Source organism: Shimia biformata, from assembly GCF_016888515.1.
Taxonomy (GTDB): Bacteria; Pseudomonadota; Alphaproteobacteria; order Rhodobacterales; family Rhodobacteraceae; genus Shimia_A; species Shimia_A biformata.
Map to the genome: position 1 here is coordinate 80,700 of NZ_JAFEJK010000001.1, position 18,732 is coordinate 99,431.

Annotated in this window: 17 protein-coding genes; 10 read left to right on the forward strand and 7 right to left on the reverse strand. The window is 59.6% G+C overall.

All coding sequences use genetic code 11. The annotated features are described in order from the left end of the window. Positions 1 to 83: 83 nt before the first annotated feature. The gene (locus tag JQ863_RS00380) at positions 84 to 2,270 is read left to right on the forward strand and encodes a response regulator (RefSeq protein WP_204112357.1); all 2,187 of its coding nucleotides are present in this window, start codon (positions 84 to 86) and stop codon (positions 2,268 to 2,270) included. A 10-nt stretch (positions 2,271 to 2,280) separates the two neighbouring features. Here JQ863_RS00380 and yaaA read toward each other — a convergent pair whose 3' ends face one another. From yaaA to JQ863_RS00395, 3 genes are all read right to left on the reverse strand, one after another. Further along, a complete protein-coding gene (gene yaaA / locus JQ863_RS00385; protein ID WP_204112358.1) occupies positions 2,281 to 3,060 on the reverse strand; it encodes a peroxide stress protein YaaA in 780 nt (259 codons plus the stop codon). A 30-nt stretch (positions 3,061 to 3,090) separates the two neighbouring features. Beyond that, entirely contained in the window at positions 3,091 to 5,136 is a 2,046-nt protein-coding gene (gene recQ, locus JQ863_RS00390; protein ID WP_204112359.1) for a DNA helicase RecQ, read from the reverse strand. Positions 5,137 to 5,271: 135 nt separating this feature from the next. Beyond that, positions 5,272 to 5,556 (reverse strand): YggT family protein, encoded by a 285-nt coding sequence (locus tag JQ863_RS00395; RefSeq protein WP_204112360.1) that lies wholly within the window; start codon positions 5,554 to 5,556, stop codon positions 5,272 to 5,274. 133 nt (positions 5,557 to 5,689) lie between these two features. Here JQ863_RS00395 and JQ863_RS00400 point away from each other — a divergent pair, with 133 nt between their 5' ends. The 6 genes from JQ863_RS00400 (at position 5,690) to JQ863_RS00425 (ending at position 11,329) form a co-directional block, all read left to right on the forward strand. Then, the gene (locus tag JQ863_RS00400; RefSeq protein ID WP_204112361.1) at positions 5,690 to 6,226 is read left to right on the forward strand and encodes an acyl-CoA thioesterase; all 537 of its coding nucleotides are present in this window, start codon (positions 5,690 to 5,692) and stop codon (positions 6,224 to 6,226) included. Between the two features lie 79 nt (positions 6,227 to 6,305). Then, positions 6,306 to 7,691, forward strand: coding sequence for an MFS transporter (locus tag JQ863_RS00405; RefSeq protein ID WP_239113180.1), 1,386 nt, complete (start codon positions 6,306 to 6,308; stop codon positions 7,689 to 7,691). A 107-nt stretch (positions 7,692 to 7,798) separates the two neighbouring features. Continuing rightward, positions 7,799 to 8,605, forward strand: coding sequence for a penicillin-insensitive murein endopeptidase (gene mepA / locus JQ863_RS00410; RefSeq protein ID WP_239113304.1), 807 nt, complete (start codon positions 7,799 to 7,801; stop codon positions 8,603 to 8,605). Positions 8,606 to 8,726: 121 nt separating this feature from the next. Beyond that, complete coding sequence (locus tag JQ863_RS00415) at positions 8,727 to 9,350, forward strand: queuosine precursor transporter (protein ID WP_204112364.1); 624 nt, start codon at positions 8,727 to 8,729, stop codon at positions 9,348 to 9,350. 307 nt (positions 9,351 to 9,657) lie between these two features. Next, positions 9,658 to 10,080: an alternative ribosome rescue aminoacyl-tRNA hydrolase ArfB gene (gene arfB, locus JQ863_RS00420; protein WP_204112365.1), complete on the forward strand. Its 423-nt coding sequence runs from the start codon at positions 9,658 to 9,660 to the stop codon at positions 10,078 to 10,080. Between the two features lie 49 nt (positions 10,081 to 10,129). Continuing rightward, positions 10,130 to 11,329: a multidrug effflux MFS transporter gene (locus JQ863_RS00425; RefSeq protein ID WP_204112366.1), complete on the forward strand. Its 1,200-nt coding sequence runs from the start codon at positions 10,130 to 10,132 to the stop codon at positions 11,327 to 11,329. Here JQ863_RS00425 and trhO read toward each other — a convergent pair. Further along, the gene (gene trhO, locus JQ863_RS00430) at positions 11,316 to 12,221 is read right to left on the reverse strand and encodes an oxygen-dependent tRNA uridine(34) hydroxylase TrhO (RefSeq protein ID WP_204112367.1); all 906 of its coding nucleotides are present in this window, start codon (positions 12,219 to 12,221) and stop codon (positions 11,316 to 11,318) included. The two genes, JQ863_RS00425 and trhO, sit on opposite strands and share 14 nt — an antisense overlap. Positions 12,222 to 12,319: 98 nt before the next feature. Here trhO and pncA point away from each other — a divergent pair, with 98 nt between their 5' ends. The 3 genes from pncA to pncB all read left to right on the forward strand — a co-directional run bounded on the left by pncA (position 12,320) and on the right by pncB (position 16,017). Continuing rightward, positions 12,320 to 12,916 (forward strand): bifunctional nicotinamidase/pyrazinamidase, encoded by a 597-nt coding sequence (gene pncA, locus JQ863_RS00435; protein WP_204112368.1) that lies wholly within the window; start codon positions 12,320 to 12,322, stop codon positions 12,914 to 12,916. 121 nt (positions 12,917 to 13,037) lie between these two features. After that, positions 13,038 to 14,621, forward strand: coding sequence for a BCCT family transporter (locus JQ863_RS00440; protein WP_204112369.1), 1,584 nt, complete (start codon positions 13,038 to 13,040; stop codon positions 14,619 to 14,621). A 103-nt stretch (positions 14,622 to 14,724) separates the two neighbouring features. Further along, entirely contained in the window at positions 14,725 to 16,017 is a 1,293-nt protein-coding gene (pncB, locus tag JQ863_RS00445) for a nicotinate phosphoribosyltransferase (RefSeq protein ID WP_204112370.1), read from the forward strand. An 11-nt stretch (positions 16,018 to 16,028) separates the two neighbouring features. On the opposite strand, the gene JQ863_RS00450 is transcribed toward pncB, so the two are convergent. From JQ863_RS00450 to petB, 3 genes are all read right to left on the reverse strand, one after another. After that, positions 16,029 to 16,415: a phage holin family protein gene (locus JQ863_RS00450; RefSeq protein ID WP_204112371.1), complete on the reverse strand. Its 387-nt coding sequence runs from the start codon at positions 16,413 to 16,415 to the stop codon at positions 16,029 to 16,031. Positions 16,416 to 16,608: 193 nt separating this feature from the next. After that, positions 16,609 to 17,400 carry a cytochrome c1 gene (locus JQ863_RS00455; RefSeq protein WP_204112372.1) on the reverse strand — a complete coding sequence of 264 codons (792 nt, stop codon included), beginning with the start codon at positions 17,398 to 17,400 and terminating at the stop codon, positions 16,609 to 16,611. Positions 17,401 to 17,415: 15 nt separating this feature from the next. Then, entirely contained in the window at positions 17,416 to 18,729 is a 1,314-nt protein-coding gene (gene petB, locus JQ863_RS00460; RefSeq protein ID WP_204112373.1) for a cytochrome b, read from the reverse strand. Between the last annotated feature and the right edge of the window lie 3 nt (positions 18,730 to 18,732).

Sequence of the window (18,732 nt, forward strand, 5' to 3'; positions counted from 1 at the left end):
ATTCCCAATCAACTTTAAATGCTTATTCATTCATGGGCGTCAGTCTGCGCCGGGCCGGGTTTCCGGGGACTGGGACAGTTGCGATGACGCTTGCACGAAAAATGGCTGAGGAACGCCGCGCAAGGCTTGCGGCGGAACGCCTGCTTGAACTCAAGCAGGAAGAGCTGTTTTCGGCCAATCGCAAGCTGGGTGAACACGCCAAGGAACTGTCGAACGAAATCGTCGAGACACGGGCCGAGGTGCGCACGGTTCGCGACGAAAACATACGCGTCAAATCCGACCTGCGGGTCGCCAACGAAAAAGTGGAACTGGCTGAGCGGCGGCTTTGGCTGTCGATCGAGACTATTCAGGACGGCTTCGCCTTCTTTGACGTCGATGGGCACATGATCGCGGCCAACCCGTCCTACCTGGCCGTGTTTGACGGGTTGGACGAGGTGAAGCCGGGGATTTCCTACATGCGGCTTCTGCAACTGATAACCGAAGAAGGCATCTTCAACATCGGCGACGCACAACCGGCCCAATGGCGCAAGGCGATGATAGAGCGATGGCAGAAACCCACTCCGCCGCCCATAGTCTGCCGGTTATGGAGCGGTGAATACATCAAGCTGATCGACCAGCGCGGGCATGGTGGCGACATCGTCAGCCTTGCGCTGAACATCACCGAAACGGTGCGCTATGAACGGCAGCTGAAAAAAGAACAGGAACGTGCGGAAACCGCCAGCCGTGCCAAGTCCAGTTTTCTGGCCAACATGAGCCACGAAATCAGGACGCCGATGAACGGGGTCGTGGCCATGGCCGACCTTCTGCTGGAAACCGACCTGAGCGAAGAACAACGGCTTTTTGTCTCGACCATCAGGAACTCGGGCGATGCGTTGCTGGTCATCATCAATGACGTCTTGGACTATTCCAAGATCGAGGCCGAGAAGCTTGTCCTTTACCCGGATGTCTTTGACCTTGAGCAGTGCCTGCACGAAGTCCTGATGCTGTTGCAGCCAAATGCACGCGAAAAGGGCGTCGCGCTGGCGATCGATTTCGACCTTGCGCTTCCGAAATGCTATACCGGCGATCCCGGGCGCATACGTCAGGTTCTGACCAATCTGATCGGCAATGCCGTCAAATTCACCAAGGAAGGGCACGTCCTCGTTCGCGTCCGAGGCAGCACGATCGGCCACGAAGTCGCTTTGGATATCACTATCGAAGACACTGGCATCGGCATTCCATCGGAGAAACTTGACCACGTCTTTGGTGAGTTCAATCAGGTCGATGATGACCGGAACCGGGAATTCGAAGGCTCGGGTCTGGGACTCGCGATTTCGCGCAAACTGGTACGGGCGATGGACGGGACGATCTCGGTCTCGTCGGTCGAGGGTCAGGGCTCGACATTCCTGATCGGACTGATCCTGCCGTTTGAACCTGCAGCGCCGCCCCCGCAACTGCCAGCGGGTGCCTGCAAGGTGCTGGTTGTCGATAACTGCAAGGTTCACCGCAACATCGCCTGCACCCTTGTTCAGGCCATGGGCGGCACCGCCGTTGCCGCCGCTGGAATTGACGGTGCAATGGCGCATCTGGACGGGGTCGACCTGGTTCTGACCGAGCTGGACCTGCCAGGTGGTTCGGGCCTTGATTTTGCTGCATTGCTGCGCGACCGGGGACAGCATGCGCCGGTGATCCTGACCACGTCTAATCCCGGCTTGTCCACAGAGAGCCCCGATTTGGCGCTGATAGAGTCGGTGGTCAAGAAACCGGTGTTGCACAGGGACTTCGTCGCAGCCCTTGTCAAGGCGGCCAAGACTATTGCCAGGGTCGGGAGCAAGACCCCCAAGGCGCCAAGCGATACTGCCCCGATCCCAAAGCGCACCATGCGTATCCTTGCCGCCGAGGACAACAAGACCAATCAGCTTGTCCTGTCCAAGTTACTGAAATCCCTGGATATCGACCTGAGGTTCGCCAACAACGGAATTGAAGCCGTAGAGCATTTCCAGTCGTTTGAGCCAGACTTGATCTTCATGGATATTTCGATGCCAAAGATGGACGGAAAGGAAGCGACCAGCCGAATTCGCGAGATTGAGGCCAGGTCCGGCGGGCATGTCCACATTGTCGCGCTGACGGCTCATGCGGTTGACGGCGACCGCGAAGGCATCCTTGCCGCCGGGCTGGACCACTACTTGACCAAACCAATACGCAAAGCTGCCATACTGGAGCAGATTGCACGACACAGCCCAAAAGGAGTGCGTCCGCCGTTTCCGGATCCGGAAGAAAAGGCCGGTTGATGCCGGGCCGTCAGTCCGCAGTTTCGGGATAGTCGCGCAGGAAGACCGGGCGGTCGGGGTCGCTCATGCCGGGCTGATAGCGATAGCCACCGAGGTCGAAATCCTTCAGCCCATCCGGGTCGGTTAAACGGCGCTGGATGATGTACCGAGCCATGCTGCCGCGCGCTTTCTTGGCAAAAAAGCTGACGATCTTGGCCTTGCCATTCTTTTCTTCCATGAACACCGGCGTGATGACGCGCAGCTTCAGACGCGCCGGATCGACGGCGCCAAAATATTCCTGACTGGCGCAATTGACCAGAACATCGGTCCCCACCGCCTCTGCCTGCGCGTTCAACGCCTTGGCCGGAGCGTCACGCCAGTAGTCATAAAGCGTCTTCCCGCGCCGCGTCTTCAGTCGGCTCCCCATCTCAAGGCGATAGGGCTGGATCGCGTCGCGCGGCCGCAAAACGCCGTAGAGCCCCGACAGAATTCGCAGATGGTCCTGCGCCCAATCCATTTCTTCACCCTCAAGTGACGCCGCCTCCAGCCCGACATACGTATCACCCGCAAAGGCAAACACGGCCGGGCGGGTGGCAAAAGAATCTGGCTCGGCCTCGAAGGTCTTGAACCGGTCGCGGTTCAGCCGCGCCAGGTCCGGGCTGAGTGACATCAGCTTCTGCAACTCACCCAGCGACAGGTTGCGCGCAGTCTTGGCCAGACGCAGCGCGTCTTCTTTGAACTCAGGTTCGGTCGCGGGTCCAGAGACCGGATCCCAATTCAGACGTTTGGCGGGCGAAATCACAACAAGCATGGCTGTCTCACTATCGGTGTCGGGTGGAACCTAGTCCGCCGCCTGCAGCGCGTCCAGAAAAGCGGGGCCGAAACGCTCGGCCTTTTGCTCTCCCATGCCGTTGATCCGGGCAAGCGAGTCAAGGCAACGCGGACGTTGTTCGGCGATCTGGCGCAGGGTGGAGGCGGTGCAGTTCAGGAACTTCCCGGTTCCGTCTTCTCCGCGCGACAGATCCAGCTGAATTTCTTGCAACCGGTCAAACAGCGACCCGGCGGGTTTCCCGGCCAGTTTCATACGGGCAGGATGCAGCGCCGCGGCCTCGCCCGCAATTACACTCAGGAAATCTGCGCCGTATTTGTCCAGCTTTTTGGCCCCCACCCCGTTGACCCGTGCCATCTGGTCAAGGGTCTGGGGCCGGGTTTCGGCCATCTCGATCAGGGTGCGATCATTGAAGATTACGTAAGCGGGAACCTTGGCAGCCTCGGCCAGCGCTCGGCGCTTGGCCTTGAGCGCTGACAGGAGGGGCGCGTCCTCATCGCTGACCAGAGCCTTGACCGCAGGGCGGCGCGCAGCCTTGGTGATCAGGTCCCTGCGCAAGGTAATAGACGCTTCGCCGCGCAGGATCGGATGCGCGGTTTCGGTCATGCGCAGTGCGCCGTGGCGCTCGGGATCGGGGCGCACAAGGTCATGCCCCATCATCTGCCGGAACACAGCCTGCCACTGACGTTTGTCGAACTCTCGCCCGACGCCGAAAGTTGGCAGCCCGTCGTGCCCCCGGTCGCGGATACGGTCGGTTTCATTACCCAGAAGCACGTCGATCAGATAACCGGCGCCGAAGTATTCACCCGTGCGTAGAATCGCCGACAGCGCCTTGCGCACGGCTTCGGTGCCGTCGAATGTGTCTGGTGGCGTCTCGCACAGATCGCAATTGCCGCAGGGTTCGGACGCCTCGCCAAAGTAGGTCAGCAAAACCTGACGACGGCAGCCCAAAGCCTCGGCCAACCCCAAAAGCGCATTCAGGCGACCATGATCGGCGGCGCGCATCTCGGGCGGGGCCAGCCCTTCGTCGATCTGAGACCGGCGCAGGCGGATATCCTCGGGTCCGAACAGCGTGAGCGTTTCGGCTGGCGCGCCGTCACGTCCGGCACGGCCGATTTCCTGGTAATAGGCCTCGATCGACTTCGGCAGGTCGGCATGGGCGACCCAACGGATATCGGGTTTGTCGATCCCCATGCCGAAAGCAACCGTTGCCACCACGATCAACCCGTCCTCACGCTGGAACCGGGTTTCAACGATGCGACGGTCCTCGGCGTCCATCCCACCGTGATAATGCAATGCGTGGTGACCCGCATCACGCAACCCTTTGGCCAGTGCCTCGGTCTTGGCGCGGGTTCCGCAATAGACGATGCCTGACTGTCCCTTGCGCGCGGCGGCAAAGTTCAGGATCTGGGCGCGAGGGCCGTCCTTGGCGGCAAATGCCAAGTTGATATTGGGCCGATCAAAGCCATAAAGGAAAGTTTCCGGCGTCTCGCCATCAAACAGGCGGTGCACCATCTCGTCCCGGGTTTCGGCATCTGCCGTGGCTGTGAATGCTGCCAAAGGCACACCCAAAGCGCGGCGCAACTCGCCGATACGCAGGTAATCGGGGCGGAAATCATGCCCCCATTGGCTGACGCAATGCGCCTCGTCCACCGCGATTAAGCCGACCCCGATTCGGCGCAGCATGCCCATTGCGCTTCCTGCGGCCAGCCGTTCCGGGGCGATATAAAGTAACTTCAGCCGCCCCGCGTCCAACGCTTGCCAGACCTCGGCGGTTTCTTCCTCGGTGTTGCCCGAGGTCAGCGCCCCGGCCTCGACCCCGGCTTCGCGCAACGCGCGCACCTGATCACGCATCAGGGCAATCAGGGGCGAGATCACCACAGTCACCCCTTCCCGCATCAACGCGGGCAGTTGGAAACACAGGGATTTGCCACCGCCTGTCGGCATGATAGCCAAGACGTTTTGGCCGCGCGTCACCGCGTCGATGATCTCGGCCTGCCCGGGACGGAAGGCATCATATCCGAAAACGTCACGAAGAACCGTGGCAGCGGTGCTCATGAAGGAACCTGTTTTTGTGGTCTGCTCTTGGGTCAGAGTGTCCCACACTCGGAATCCGTGAACAAGCGCCCGGTTCAAATCTTTCGAGAAAGATTTGTTGGCGCAAAACCATTGCCGCGCATTGTCCGCGTTGGATCAGCGCAGCAGGAGTTCGGGAAGGATATAGTCACGCAGCGAAATGATGGCGATGAAGGCAACCAGCGGGGCCAGGTCCAGCGGACGGGTATCGGGCAGAATACGGCGGATCGGGGTATAGATCGGCTCAAGCAAACGGTTCAGCCCGTACCAAATCTGAGCCACCACCTGTTGACGCAGGTTCAAGACCTGAAAACTGATCAGCCAGCTCATGATGATATGCGCCAGCATGATGAAGAACGCCACGTCAAGGATTAGGCGCAGGGGTCCGTAGATGGCCATCATGGGCTGCAATCTCCGTCTAAATTGTTGCTGACCAAGAGGTAAGCCGCCGGGCACAAAAGGGCAAGGGTGCCGCTAGGTCGCACTTGACGTTCACGTCAAGCAGGTTGGAATGGGTGAATCAAAGGAGACGCCCATGTACCCGTTCTTCCGCCTCATCCGCGAAATCGCGGCCACGCGCCGAGCGCCACAGCTGGGACTGACTGACACACACGAAAGCACCCATCGCTGCTGGCCATGGGACATCGACTTTGCGATGGAGCTGAACAATGGCCGGACTTTGACCCTGTTTGATCTGGGCCGCATTCCACTGATCTTTCGAAATGGCGCGTATCAGGCAACCCGCGCCCAGGGTTGGATGTTCACCATGGCCGGAGTGTCGGTCCGCTATCGCCGCCGGGTGCGCCCATTCGAGAAAATCACCATGAAAAGCAGGATCGTCTGCTGGGATGACCGTTTCATCTATATCGAACAGGCGATGTTCAAGAAAAACGGCGACTGCGCCCATCACGCTCTGTACCGCACAGCCGCGACCGACAAGAACGGCATCGTGTCCGTCGACCGGATCAACGCCGCGATCGGTTATTCTGGCCCCAGCCCGGAAACACCCGACTGGATTGCAGCCTGGCAAACCGCCGAAACCCAGCGCCCCTGGCCACCGATGCAGGCCTGAAATCACATCTGACATAAAGGATTAACTTGCCAGACGTCAGGCAACCTTGTCTTAATGGTAAAAAACCATGGGGACAGGGATGACCGCGATTTTAACGCGCAAGCGGATTTGGGGCTGGTGGGCGTTTGACTGGGCCAGCCAGCCGTATAACACCTTGGTTCTGACCTTCATTTTCGGCCCATATTTCGCACAGGTCGTGACCGAGTCCCTGGCCGGTCAGGGCATGGAACTGGGTGTCGCAAAGGCGCAGGCGCAGGCCTATTGGGGCGTCGGGCTGACCGTGTCGGGCATCTTCATCGCCGTAATGGCGCCGATCCTTGGGGCCTTTGCCGACAGCACCGGCAAGCGGATGCCGTGGGTCTGGCTGTTCTCGGTCATGTATGCGGTGGGCGCGTGGATGCTGTGGTACACCGAACCCGGTAGTTTCGACGTCATCACCACTCTTGTCTTCTTCGGCATCGGGCTGATCGGGATGGAGTTCGCGACGATCTTCACCAATGCCATGCTGCCGTCGCTGGGCACCAAGGACGAGATCGGCAAGATCTCGGGCACGGGCTGGGCATGGGGCTATGTCGGAGGCGTCATCGCACTGGCGATCATGCTGGTCCTGTTTCAGGCGGGCGGCACCGGCAAGACCATGATCGGAATCGATCCGGTGCTGGGGCTTGATCCGGCGACCAAAGCGGATACGCGGGCCGTTGGACCACTGACCTCGATCTGGTACGTGGTGTTCATGGTGCCGTTCTTCCTGTGGGTAAAGGACACACCCGACCCGAACCATAAACCATACAAGGTCGGCATGGCTCTGCGCGACCTGTGGGCGACCATCATCAGTCTGCCGCGCCATCCCAGCCTTCTGGCATATCTCGGCGGGTCGATGTTCTATCGCGACGCGCTGAACGGGATGTACACGTTCGGCGGAATCTATGCGTTTGGTGTGCTGGACTGGTCGATCATGGAGGTCGGCATTTTCGGCATCGTCGCCGCCCTGACCGGTGCGCTGTTTGCGTGGATCGGTGGCAAGGCGGATTTCCGGTTCGGCCCGAAACCTGTCATCGTCACCTGTATCGTTGTCCTTCTGTTCACCGCCATCATGGTTGTCGGCATCTCGCGCGAAACCGTTTTTGGGGTGCCTGTTGCCGAGGGGTCGGCCCTGCCCGACATCCTGTTCTATGTCGCCGGCGGTTTGATCGGTGCGGCGGGCGGATCGCTTCAGGCGGCCAGCCGGACGATGGTAGTGCGCCAGTCCAACCCCGAGCGCATGACCGAAGCCTTCGGCCTTTATGCCCTTTCGGGCAAAGCGACGACCTTCCTTGCCCCTGCCCTGATCGCCTTGGCATCGGACATGAGCGGAAGTCAGCGTTTCGGGATTACCCCGCTGATCGGACTCTTTCTTGTTGGCCTGATCCTGCTAGTCTGGGTGAAACCAGAAGGAGAACCCAGCAAATGGTCCGCCGCTTCCTGACTTTTGGTCCGATCCTGGTTCTGGCCGTTTTGGCCGCCTGCCAGTCTGCCCCGCCAACAACAACCGAAACAACCACCGTTTCGACCCGGCAGGCGATCCCCAAGGAAATGCAGGGGGTCGAGGCGAAGAAGCTGTTTGGCGCCGAAGCCCGCGCATCAACGCAATCCCCCGCCCCATATGGCGGCTACGCAAAGGGGTGTATGGCAGGGGGCACGCAATTGGCGGAAACCGGCCCCACCTGGCAGGCCATGCGACTGAGCAGGAACCGCAACTGGGGGCACCCGGAAACCATCGACTACATCCAGACACTTTCTGCCAAGGCCGCCCGGCAACCGGGCTGGAAGGGGCTTTACATCGGAGACATAAGCCAGCCCCGCGGTGGACCGATGCTGACCGGGCACCGCAGCCACCAGCTGGGCCTGGACATTGACATCTGGATGCTACCCGCCACGCGGCTGGACCTGAGCGCAGCGGAACGCGAAAGCATTTCATCGATATCCCTGCGCCGAGAAAACGGTGCCTTCACCAACGAACACTGGACCCGCCAGCACCACGAAATCATCAAGGCAGCCGCGCAGGACCCGCGCACGGCACGCATCTTTGTCTTCCCCGGCGCCAAGGTTAAGATGTGCAAGGACGAGAAGGGCGACCGCGCATATCTGCGCAAAATCCGGCCGTGGTATGGCCATCATTATCATTTCCACGTCCGCCTTTCCTGTCCGAAAGACGCACAAGGCTGCGTCGATCAGCCAGCTCCGCCTCCCGGAGATGGATGCGCAGATGCCGAAGAATGGGTCAACAACATCCTGTTCCCGCCACCGCCTGACCCGAACGCGCCAAAACCAAAGCCGCGTCGCGAATTGCAGATGGTTGATTTGCCCGGGCAATGCGTGAACGTGCTGCAATCCAACTGATCCGGAAACAGTTTCGCACCAGATTCCCCTTGATCCGTTGAGCCACCTCGCTTAGAAGCCGCCCGTTCCGCGACGGTCGCGGAAACGAGTTGCCGTCACCTTGCAAAAACGGATCAAAACCATGCAACGCATCCACCTTCCCGGCATTCTTGCCATGGCCGCCATCGTTGTGGCCTCGAACATTCTTGTGCAATTCCTGTTTGGCCAATGGCTGACGTGGGGTGCCTTCACCTATCCGCTGGCCTTCCTTGTCACCGACGTAATGAACCGCGTCTATGGCGTCGCAGCCGCGCGCCGTGTCGTGCTGGCCGGTTTCGTCGTCGGCGTTATCTGCTCGTTCATCGGCACCCAGATCATGGGTGAGTTCGGCCCGCTTGTGACGCTGCGGATCGCTCTGGCGTCGGGTCTTGCCTTCCTGACCGCTCAACTTCTTGATGTTGCGATCTTTGACCGCCTGCGGAGTGGCAAATGGTGGCGCGCGCCGCTTGCGTCGACCCTGGTCGGATCTTCGGTGGACACCGCACTGTTTTTCACCATCGCCTTTTCCGGCGCGCTGACCTTCCTTGAACCGGGTAACGACGTGTCCTGGGCAGGCGAAATGCTGCCGCTTCTGGGCACAGGTCCGATCGTGCCGCTTTGGGTCAGCCTTGGTGTCGCTGACTGGCTGGTTAAGCTTTCGCTTGCTTTGTTGGCACTTGTGCCCTTCCGCATCATCGTGGGGAAACTATCGCCTGCCACCACATGATTTTGTTTGACATATCCCCAAGCTGTGGCAGGCTGGGGGTACGCGAAACAATCTGAAAGGAGGTGCCCATTGTCTAGAGAAGCTATGGAGAGCAGTGTCGGAACAGTTCGGAAGGAGTGCAGCTGAGGCAGCCCTTGGCTGATAAGATTTCCGAGTTGGTGCCTACCTAACCGTCGCACCTCCTATCATCTCGAAGGGCCGCCCAACGCGAGGAGCGGCCCTTTTCGATTTTTGGACCCAAGACCATGCCGGATCGTCGGACGTGCCCGGCAATAGCAAATCCGGCACCCTTGAAAGGCCGCGCCCCGTGCTTGCGATCACTGATCAGATCACCATTCAGGACTGGGAACTGACCGAGCAGTTCATCCGTGCCAGCGGACCCGGCGGGCAGAATGTCAACAAAGTTGCCACAGCGGTCGAGTTGCGGTTCGAGGCCGAAAGATCACCTTCCCTGCCCGGCCCGGTGAAGACCCGGCTCAGGCGGCTGGCGGGAAGGCGCTGGACCAAGGACGGAGCGTTGATAATCCAATGCGACGAGACCCGCAGCCAGGCGCGCAACCGAGAAATCGCCCGCGAAAGGCTGGCTGAGTTGATCCGCAAGGCGCTGGTCGCACCCAAGAAACGTCGCCCGACGAAACCGACATGGGGGTCAAAGCAGCGGCGCCTGAAGGCCAAGAAAGAACGTGGCGAGGTCAAGGCGTTGCGTGGGCGTGTTGACGGAAGCGATTAACAAGTTCAGGGCTTGAAAGTCCTGGTGAATTGGTGAAACTGCGCCCATCATGCGCGCTGCAACATCCCCTCCTCGACTGTTTACGCTGGTATTTCTGACCGCTTTGTCGGTCCTGTCGCTAAACATGTTCCTGCCATCTCTACCGGGCATGGCGGTTGACTTCGGTGTCAGCTATGGCGCGGCAGGCTGGATGATCTCAGGCTATCTGATCCTGACCGCCGTTCTGCAAATCCTGTTTGGCCCCCTGTCGGATTTGTTTGGCCGACGGCCAGTCTTGCTGGTGGGCATGGCAATTTTCGTCGTCGCCTCGTTGGGGTGCATGATGACGGACTCGTTCCTGGCTTTTGCCGCGTTTCGAATGTTGCAGGCGTCTTCGGTGTCGGCGATGGCGATTTCCCGCGCCATCGTCCGCGACACCCATGAACCGGACGAAGCCGCCGCCAAGCTAGGCGTGATCGGGATGGCAATGGCCATCGCGCCGATGCTGGGACCAATGGTGGGCGGAGTTCTGGACCAGGTGTCCGGCTGGCGCTCGGTATTCCTGGCCTACGCGTTTCTTGGCCTATTCGGTGCCGGGCTGGTCTGGGTCGATTTGGGTGAGACAAACACGTCCAAGGGTGGCGGTTTCCGGGCACAGGCGCAAAGCTATCCCGAGCTTTTCCGGTCGCGACGGTTCTGGGGCTATACAATGTGCCTGGCATTCTCGATCGGCGCCTTTTACGCCTATATCGCGGGAATGCCACTCCTCGGCGCGAGATTGGGGCTGCCCCCCTCACAGACAGGTTTGGCCCTTGGAGCGCCGACAGCCGGGTTCTTCGTCGGGAACTTCCTTACCGGACGCCTTGTGCGGCGCAGCAGCCTTTTGAAAATGATCCTGATCGGCCGAACACTGACACTTGGCGGAACGGCATTGGCACTGATCCTGATTGCAATCGGGGCACCGCCAATCCCGTCGATGATCGTCGGGGCAGTTTCGGTTGGCCTGGGCAACGGGTTGACCGCACCTAATGCCAATGCCGGAGTGATGTCGGTGCGTCCGCAATTGGCGGGCAGCGCATCTGGCCTGTCCGGGGCGGTTGGGGTCCTCGCGGGGGCGGTGCTGACCAATCTGGCGACACTGACATTAACTGCCAATCCAAGCGAAACCGCCTTGCTGGTAAACCTGCTTGGCTGTGCGGTGCTGGCACTGAGCGCGGCACTTTATGTCCGCTATGTCGACCGAAAGGAAGCTGTGGTCACAGCGTCTTGATGTGGCTTTCGCCACGTTTCTTCGCCAGTTCGATCTGCTTCTGCCGTTCGCGGAATCGGGCCTTGTCCGCCTCTGTCGTATGATCAACGCACTGATGGCAGGACACGCCGTGTTCGTATTCCGGGCGATTTTTGTCCTGTGGCAAAATCGGGCGGCGGCAGGCGTGGCACAATTGATGCGGCCCTTCTTTCAGCCCATGCCCGACAGACACACGCCCGTCGAAAACAAAACAGTCGCCTTCCCATGTGCTGTCTTCCTGCGGGACTTCCTCTAGGTAGCGCAGGATGCCACCCTTCAGGTGATAGACTTCGTCCACCCCCTGCCCTAGCAAATAGTTCGTCGACTTCTCGCAGCGGATACCGCCAGTACAGAACATGGCGATGCGTTTGTTGTGGAAACGGTCCTTGTTTTCCTCCCACCAAGCGGGGAAATCGCGAAACGTCTCGGTCTGCGGATCGACCGCGCCCTTGAAAGTGCCAATGGCCACTTCGTAATCGTTTCGCGTGTCGATGGTCACAACATCCGGCGCGGTGATCAAGTCGTTCCAGTCTTGCGGCTCGACATAGTGACCAACCGAGGCACGGGGATCGACATCTGGCTGGCCCAGCGTCACGATCTCTTTTTTCAGCTTCACCTTCATCCGTGGGAAGGGGCGATCGGCGCTGGTGGCCTCTTTCCATACCAGCGCTTCGCAGCCCGGCAAGGCACGGATATGCGCGACTACCGCGTCGATACCGGCGCGTGGCCCGGCAATCGTTCCATTGATGCCTTCGGACGCCAGCAATAGCGTGCCGCAAATACCGTTGTCCTGGCACAAGTCCAACAGCGGACCCCGGATGGCAGCAGGGTCGTCGAAACGGGTGAAATGGTATAGCGCAGCGATCACATACATGCGGCGCGATATAGGCCCCTGTTGCGCGGCAATCAATCCCGGCCCGTTGACGCCGCGGCGCAAGTTTCGCATAGCTTGGCGCATCGAAGGAGACCGCAATGACCCATGCCCTGATCGTGATCGACGTCCAGAACGACTTTTGTCCCGGTGGAGCGCTGGCGGTTGAGGACGGGAACCAGATCGTCGGCGGGATCAACGCGCTGATGGCGGGCTTCGATTCTGTGATCCTGACACAGGACTGGCACCCCGCCGGGCATTCGTCCTTCGCCAGCGCCCATCCCGGCCAAGCGCCCTTTGGGACAACCGAAATGCCCTATGGCACCCAGGTGCTGTGGCCGGACCATTGCGTTCAGGGCACAGAAGGGGCGGCGTTTCACAGAGATCTGAACACCACCCGGGCCGACATGATCGTGCGCAAGGGCTTCAACCCGGCCATCGACAGCTATTCGGCATTCTTCGAGAACGACCGAACCACCCCGACGGGGCTTGAGGGGTATCTGCGCACCCGTGGTATCACCGACCTGACCCTGGTTGGCCTGGCAACGGATTTCTGCGTGGCATATTCGGCGCTGGATGCCGCGCGGCTGGGATTTGCGGTCTCTGTCCAAGAGGACCTGTGCCGCGCGATTGACCTTAATGGCTCGCTTGCTACGGCAAAGGCCGCGATGAAAGACGCAGGCGTAAATCTCGGCTGAATTCACCCGAAAATTGTGCGGTTCTGTCGTGGCTGCGCAAAAAACCGTCAGATTCAGTCACCCCAAGGTGACGAACATGCCCCAACCCTAAGGGCATGGTGCAACAGATCTGGAGAGAAACATGTCAATGGAAGAAGATACCGACTATGAAGTCGGCCAGAACAACGTTCGAATACTCGGTTTAGATATCCACAATCCCGTGTTTGCAGTTTCGGGACTGACCATTGTTGCGTTCGTGTTCTTTTCGCTGGCGCTGCTGGACGAGGCGACCGCGTTCTTCGGATGGCTTCGCCCCGCGCTGACCAGCAAGTTTGACTGGGTGTTCATGATTGCGTGCAACATCTTTGTCCTGTTCTCGCTTTTCCTGGTGGTATCCCCCTACGGCAAAATCCGGCTGGGCGGAGACGATGCCGGGCCTGACTACAGTTACATGGGTTGGTTCGCGATGCTCTTTGCAGCCGGGATGGGCATTGGCCTTGTGTTCTGGGGCGTGGCAGAGCCGATCTCGCACTTTGGGGCCGCCATGGGCGGCGTGGCTGGAGAAGCCGGGGCACGTACGGATTGGGCGCCGCTTGGCGCCGCAGAAGGAAACATCGAGGCCGCACAGTCGCTGGCAATGGCTGCGACCATCTTTCATTGGGGTCTGCACCCTTGGGCGATTTACGCGGTGGTCGCGCTGGCGCTGGCGTTTTTCAGCTTCAACCGCGGGCTACCGCTGACCATGCGCTCAGCGTTCTACCCGATTTTTGGCGAAGCAACTTGGGGTCGCGTTGGCGATGTGATCGATGTTCTTGCGGTTTTTGCCACGATCTTCGGCCTTGCGACCTCGCTTGGTCTGGGCGCAAGCCAGGCAATGGCCGGGCTGAATTACCTGTTTGATATCCCGATCTCTGACGGAACCACGGTCATCTTGATTGTTCTTATCACGGCTGCGGCCCTGGTTTCGGTGGTTGCCGGACTGGACAAAGGCGTCAAACGCCTTTCCGAGGTCAACATGATCCTTGCGGCGGTTCTGCTGCTTTTGGTTATTGTTCTTGGCCCGACTGTGGCGATCTTTACCGGCTTCTTTTCGAACATGGTGGACTATGTCGTCAACCTGCCTGCCCTGTCCAATTGGGTCGGCCGCGAGGACACCAACTTCTTGCAAGGCTGGACCGCGTTCTATTGGGCCTGGTGGATCAGCTGGTCGCCCTTTGTCGGTATGTTCATCGCGCGCATTTCGCGTGGCCGCACCATTCGGGAATTCGTAACATGCGTGCTGATCATTCCGACCATTGTGGGTGCATTGTGGATGTCGGTCTTTGGCGGCGCGGCGCTGGACCAGGTGATCGGAGGTTCGGGTCAGGCAATCAGCGATGCGGCGCTTGAACTGAAGATGTTCAAGATGTTCGAAGGCTTCCCCCTTACGGGTATCCTGTCCTTCATCGGCATCATTCTGGTCATCGTGTTCTTCGTAACCTCGTCGGACTCGGGCTCGCTTGTGATCGACACGATCACTGCGGGCGGCAAGACCGACGCGCCAACCGCGCAGCGGGTTTTCTGGTGTGTCCTGGAAGGCGCGATCGCCGTGGTGCTGATGCTTGGCGGAGGACTGGGGGCGCTTCAGGCGGCTGCCATTGCCACCGGGTTCCCCTTTGCCATCGTGCTGGTCCTGATGTGCGTCTCGATCATGATAGGCTTGATAAGGGCCCGACGCGAGGGCTGACAGCACCCACGTCGTTTGTTTGCGCCCCGGTCGAAAGGCCGGGGCGCTTGCAACTTTGCAAGCGAGCAGGCAACACTTTGCCGACCACATCCCGGAGGACCCCATGGTCGACATCGCCACCCGCGTCTGGAACCACAAGTGGAAAATCGACCCCATTGTCCGGTCCCTGATCGACAATGATTTCTACAAGTTGCTGATGTGCCAGTCGGTATTTCGCAACAAGCCCGACGCGACGGTGACCTTCAGCCTGATCAACCGCTCCAAGAAAGTTCGGCTGGCCGACCTGATCGACGAGGGCGAACTGCGCGAACAGCTGGACCATATCCGGTCCCTGTCCCTGTCACGCGGCGAAAGCACATGGCTGCGCGGGAACACTTTCTATGGCAAGCGTCAGATGTTCCGTTCGGATTTCATGGAGTGGTTCGAGGGGCTACGCCTGCCCGATTACCATCTGGAAAAACGCGACGGCCAGTATGAGCTGACCTTCGAGGGCAAATGGCATGAGGTCATGTTGTGGGAAATTCCCGCGCTTTCGGTGCTGATGGAGTTGCGCGGTCGGGCGGTGCTGAACGACATGCGCAAATTCGAGCTTCAGATCCTCTATGCCCGCGCCATGACAAAGCTTTGGCAAAAGGTCGAGCGTCTGCGCGGGGTGGACGGGTTGCGAATTGCCGATTTCGGCACCCGGCGGCGGCATTCCTACCTGTGGCAGGACTGGTGTGTTCAGGCGATGATGGAAGGCATAGGCGACAGTTTCGTCGGCACCTCGAACTGCCTGATTGCGATGAAGCGTGATATCGAGGCGATTGGCACCAACGCGCATGAATTGCCGATGGTATATTCCGCACTCGCCAAGGATGATACCGCACTGGCGCAGGCGCCCTATCAGGTTCTTGCCGACTGGCATGAAGAACACGAAGGAAACTTGCGTATTATCCTGCCAGACACCTACGGAACGGCGGGCTTTCTTGAACGCGCCCCCGACTGGCTTGCGGGTTGGACCGGTATCCGCATCGATTCCGGCGACCCGGCAACCGGGGCCGAGGCCGCGATCCGCTGGTGGCAGGACCGCGGCGAAGACCCAACCCGCAAGCTGGTCATTTTCTCGGATGGGCTGGATGTCGACAAGATCCTGGAACTGCACAGCCGGTTTGCAGGCCGCGTTCGGGTATCATTCGGCTGGGGTACCTTGTTGACCAACGACTTCCGTGGCCTGACCGACGGCGACGCGCTGGCCCCATTCTCGCTGGTCTGCAAGGCGGTGTCGGCAGATGGGCGCCCGACGGTAAAACTGTCGGACAATCCGAACAAGGCAATGGGTCCAGCCGACGAAATCCAACGCTACAAGCGTGTCTTTGATGTTGGGGCGCAGGACCGTTTCGAAGTGATCGTCTGACCGACAGCACCTTACTTGGCCGCTCCTTCCCGCAGCGATTTGAACACGTAAATCGGCAACAGGATCCCCGCAACAAGGCTGCCAAGCCACACCAGAAGCGTCGCCGCCAGCCAGTTCGAGATTCCGCCGATCTGCATGCCGGACACGATCAGCGACGTAAGCCACAAGCCGATAAAGATCGTGACCAGCGAAATGCCCCCCATAAGCTGAGGCATCTTTTTCATCGAAATCTTGGTGATCACTGGCCCAAGAACCCCCTGCACCACGGAAAAGATCAGCACGGCAACGACAAAGGCCATGAACCCAATCGAAAATCCCGGCAACAGGATCGCGGCAATCAACAGCCCGACAGCATTTGCCACCAGGTAGGCGGCCACGGAATAAAGAAATCGCACCATCGGAAACCCTTTCTATAAAAATTTGTCACAGACCGACCGGCCTCTTCGACGGAAAGCTAGGTCGATTGCCCCTGGGGTTCCAGACATTCTTTTTGCGCTCCCAGCCATGTCAGTAGTTCAGGACCGCTGATCGCAAAAGAAAAACCCCACCAGACGGCGGGGTTTTCCAGAATTTCAGAAGGTCAGAGTTGGATCACAGATCCAGCTTCTTGCCTTTCACCGGCGCCCACAGCTTCTTGTTCGTCAGGTACAGAAGAACCGTCAGCAAGGTTAGGAAAAGCACGCCGACGAAACCGGCTTGCTTGCGCGCCATCATCTTGGGCTCGGCAGCCCACATCAGGAAGGCAGCGACATCCTCGGCTTCATGGTGAAGCGAATTCGAGTGACCATCGGCAAACTCGACATCCTCACCATAAAGCGGCGGTGCCATGGCGATCCAGCCACCCGGGAAGGCGGTGTTTTCATAGAAAGTGGTGCCGGCTTCTTCTTTCTCTTCGCCGGTGTAACCGGTCAGGATCGAGACGATGTATTCCGGGCCACCCATGCCTTTGATCAGCTGGTTGATACCGGTGCCCTGCGGACCGTGGAACCCGGCGCGGGCCTTGGCCATCAGGCTGAGGTCCGGCGCGCCTTCCACACCCGACATCGGGAAATGGTCGGTCGGCGTACGCGGGCGATCCTCGTCCAGTGCGGCATCATAGATGTCGAACTGGGCGGCATAGGCACGCACCTGGTCGGCGGGAAGGTGGGGACCACCTTCGTCCGAAAGGGTGCGGATCGGCACGTATTGCAGTCCGTGGCAGGCCGAGCAGACCTCGGTATAGACCTGAAGGCCGCGTTGCAGCTGGTTCTGGTCAAACTTGCCGAACGGACCCTCGAACGAGAAGTCAACGTCCTCGATATGGCCCGCGTCTCCGGCGGCCATGGCGCCCCCTGCCGACAGGGACAGGGCGGCGATTGCAGCGATGCTAAGTTTCTTAAGCATGTTCCTGTTTCCCTCTTATTCAGCAGGTTTGCCGTAATGGGCGTTGAAGTCGTCCTCGATCGTCGCTGGCGGCGTTGCCGGCTTCTCGATCACGCCGAGGATCGGCAGGATGACCAGGAAGTAGGCGAACCAGTATGTCGCACCGATCAGCGAGATGATCGAATAGGGCGGCTCGGCAGGCATCGCGCCGGCCCACATCAAGACGACGAAGTCGATGACCAGAAGATAGAACCACCACTTGAACTGCGGACGATACTTGCCCGAACGGACGCGGCTGGTATCCAGCCACGGCACCAGCGCCATGACGAAGATCGCGCCGAACATTGCCAGGACCCCAAAGAACTTGGCGTCGACAATGCCGCCGGTGATCCAGCTTGCAAACATCACGACCCAGACGTCCGAGGTGAATGCACGCAGGATCGCGTAGAAGGGCAGGTAATACCATTCCGGAACGATATGCGCGGGCGTCGCCAGCGGGTTGGCTTCGATATAGTTGTCGGGGTGACCGAAGTAATTCGGCATGAAGCCGACGACGGCGAAGAAGACAACCAGAACCACACCCAGCGCGAACAGGTCCTTGATCACGAAATAGGGCCAGAACGGAAGCGTGTCCTTCTCGGCCTCTTCCTTCGATCCCTTGCGCACATCGACACCGGCCGGGTTGTTGTTACCCGTGGTGTGGAACGCCCAGATATGAACGATGACCAGCGCGGCAATCACGAAGGGCAGCAGGTAGTGCAACGAGAAGAAGCGGTTCAGCGTGGCGTTGTCCACAGCGGGCCCACCAAGAAGCCAGGCTTGCAGCGATTCCCCGATGAACGGGATCGCACCAAACAGGCCGGTGATAACCGTTGCACCCCAGAACGACATCTGACCCCAGGGCAGAACGTATCCCAGGAAGCCGGTTGCCATCATCAGGAGATAGATCAGCATGCCGACGATCCACGTGATCTCGCGCGGGGCCTTGTAGGACCCGTAGAAAAGGCCGCGGAACATGTGGATGTAGACAGCAAAGAAGAACAGCGAAGCGCCGTTCATGTGCAGATAGCGGATCATGTGACCGCCATTCACGTTGCGCATGATGTGTTCGATCGACGCAAAGGCCAGGTCGACATGCGGCGTGTAGTGCATCACCAGGACGATGCCGGTGACGATTTGCAGTGCTAGGCAGAAGGCCAGCACGATGCCCCAGATCCACCACCAGTTCAGGTTCTTTGGGGTGGGAATCATCAGGGTGTCATAAAGAAGGCCGACGATGGGCAAGCGGCTGTTCAGCCACTTTTCGCCGCGGGTCTTCGGCTCGTAATGATCGTGAGGAATACCGGACATGTG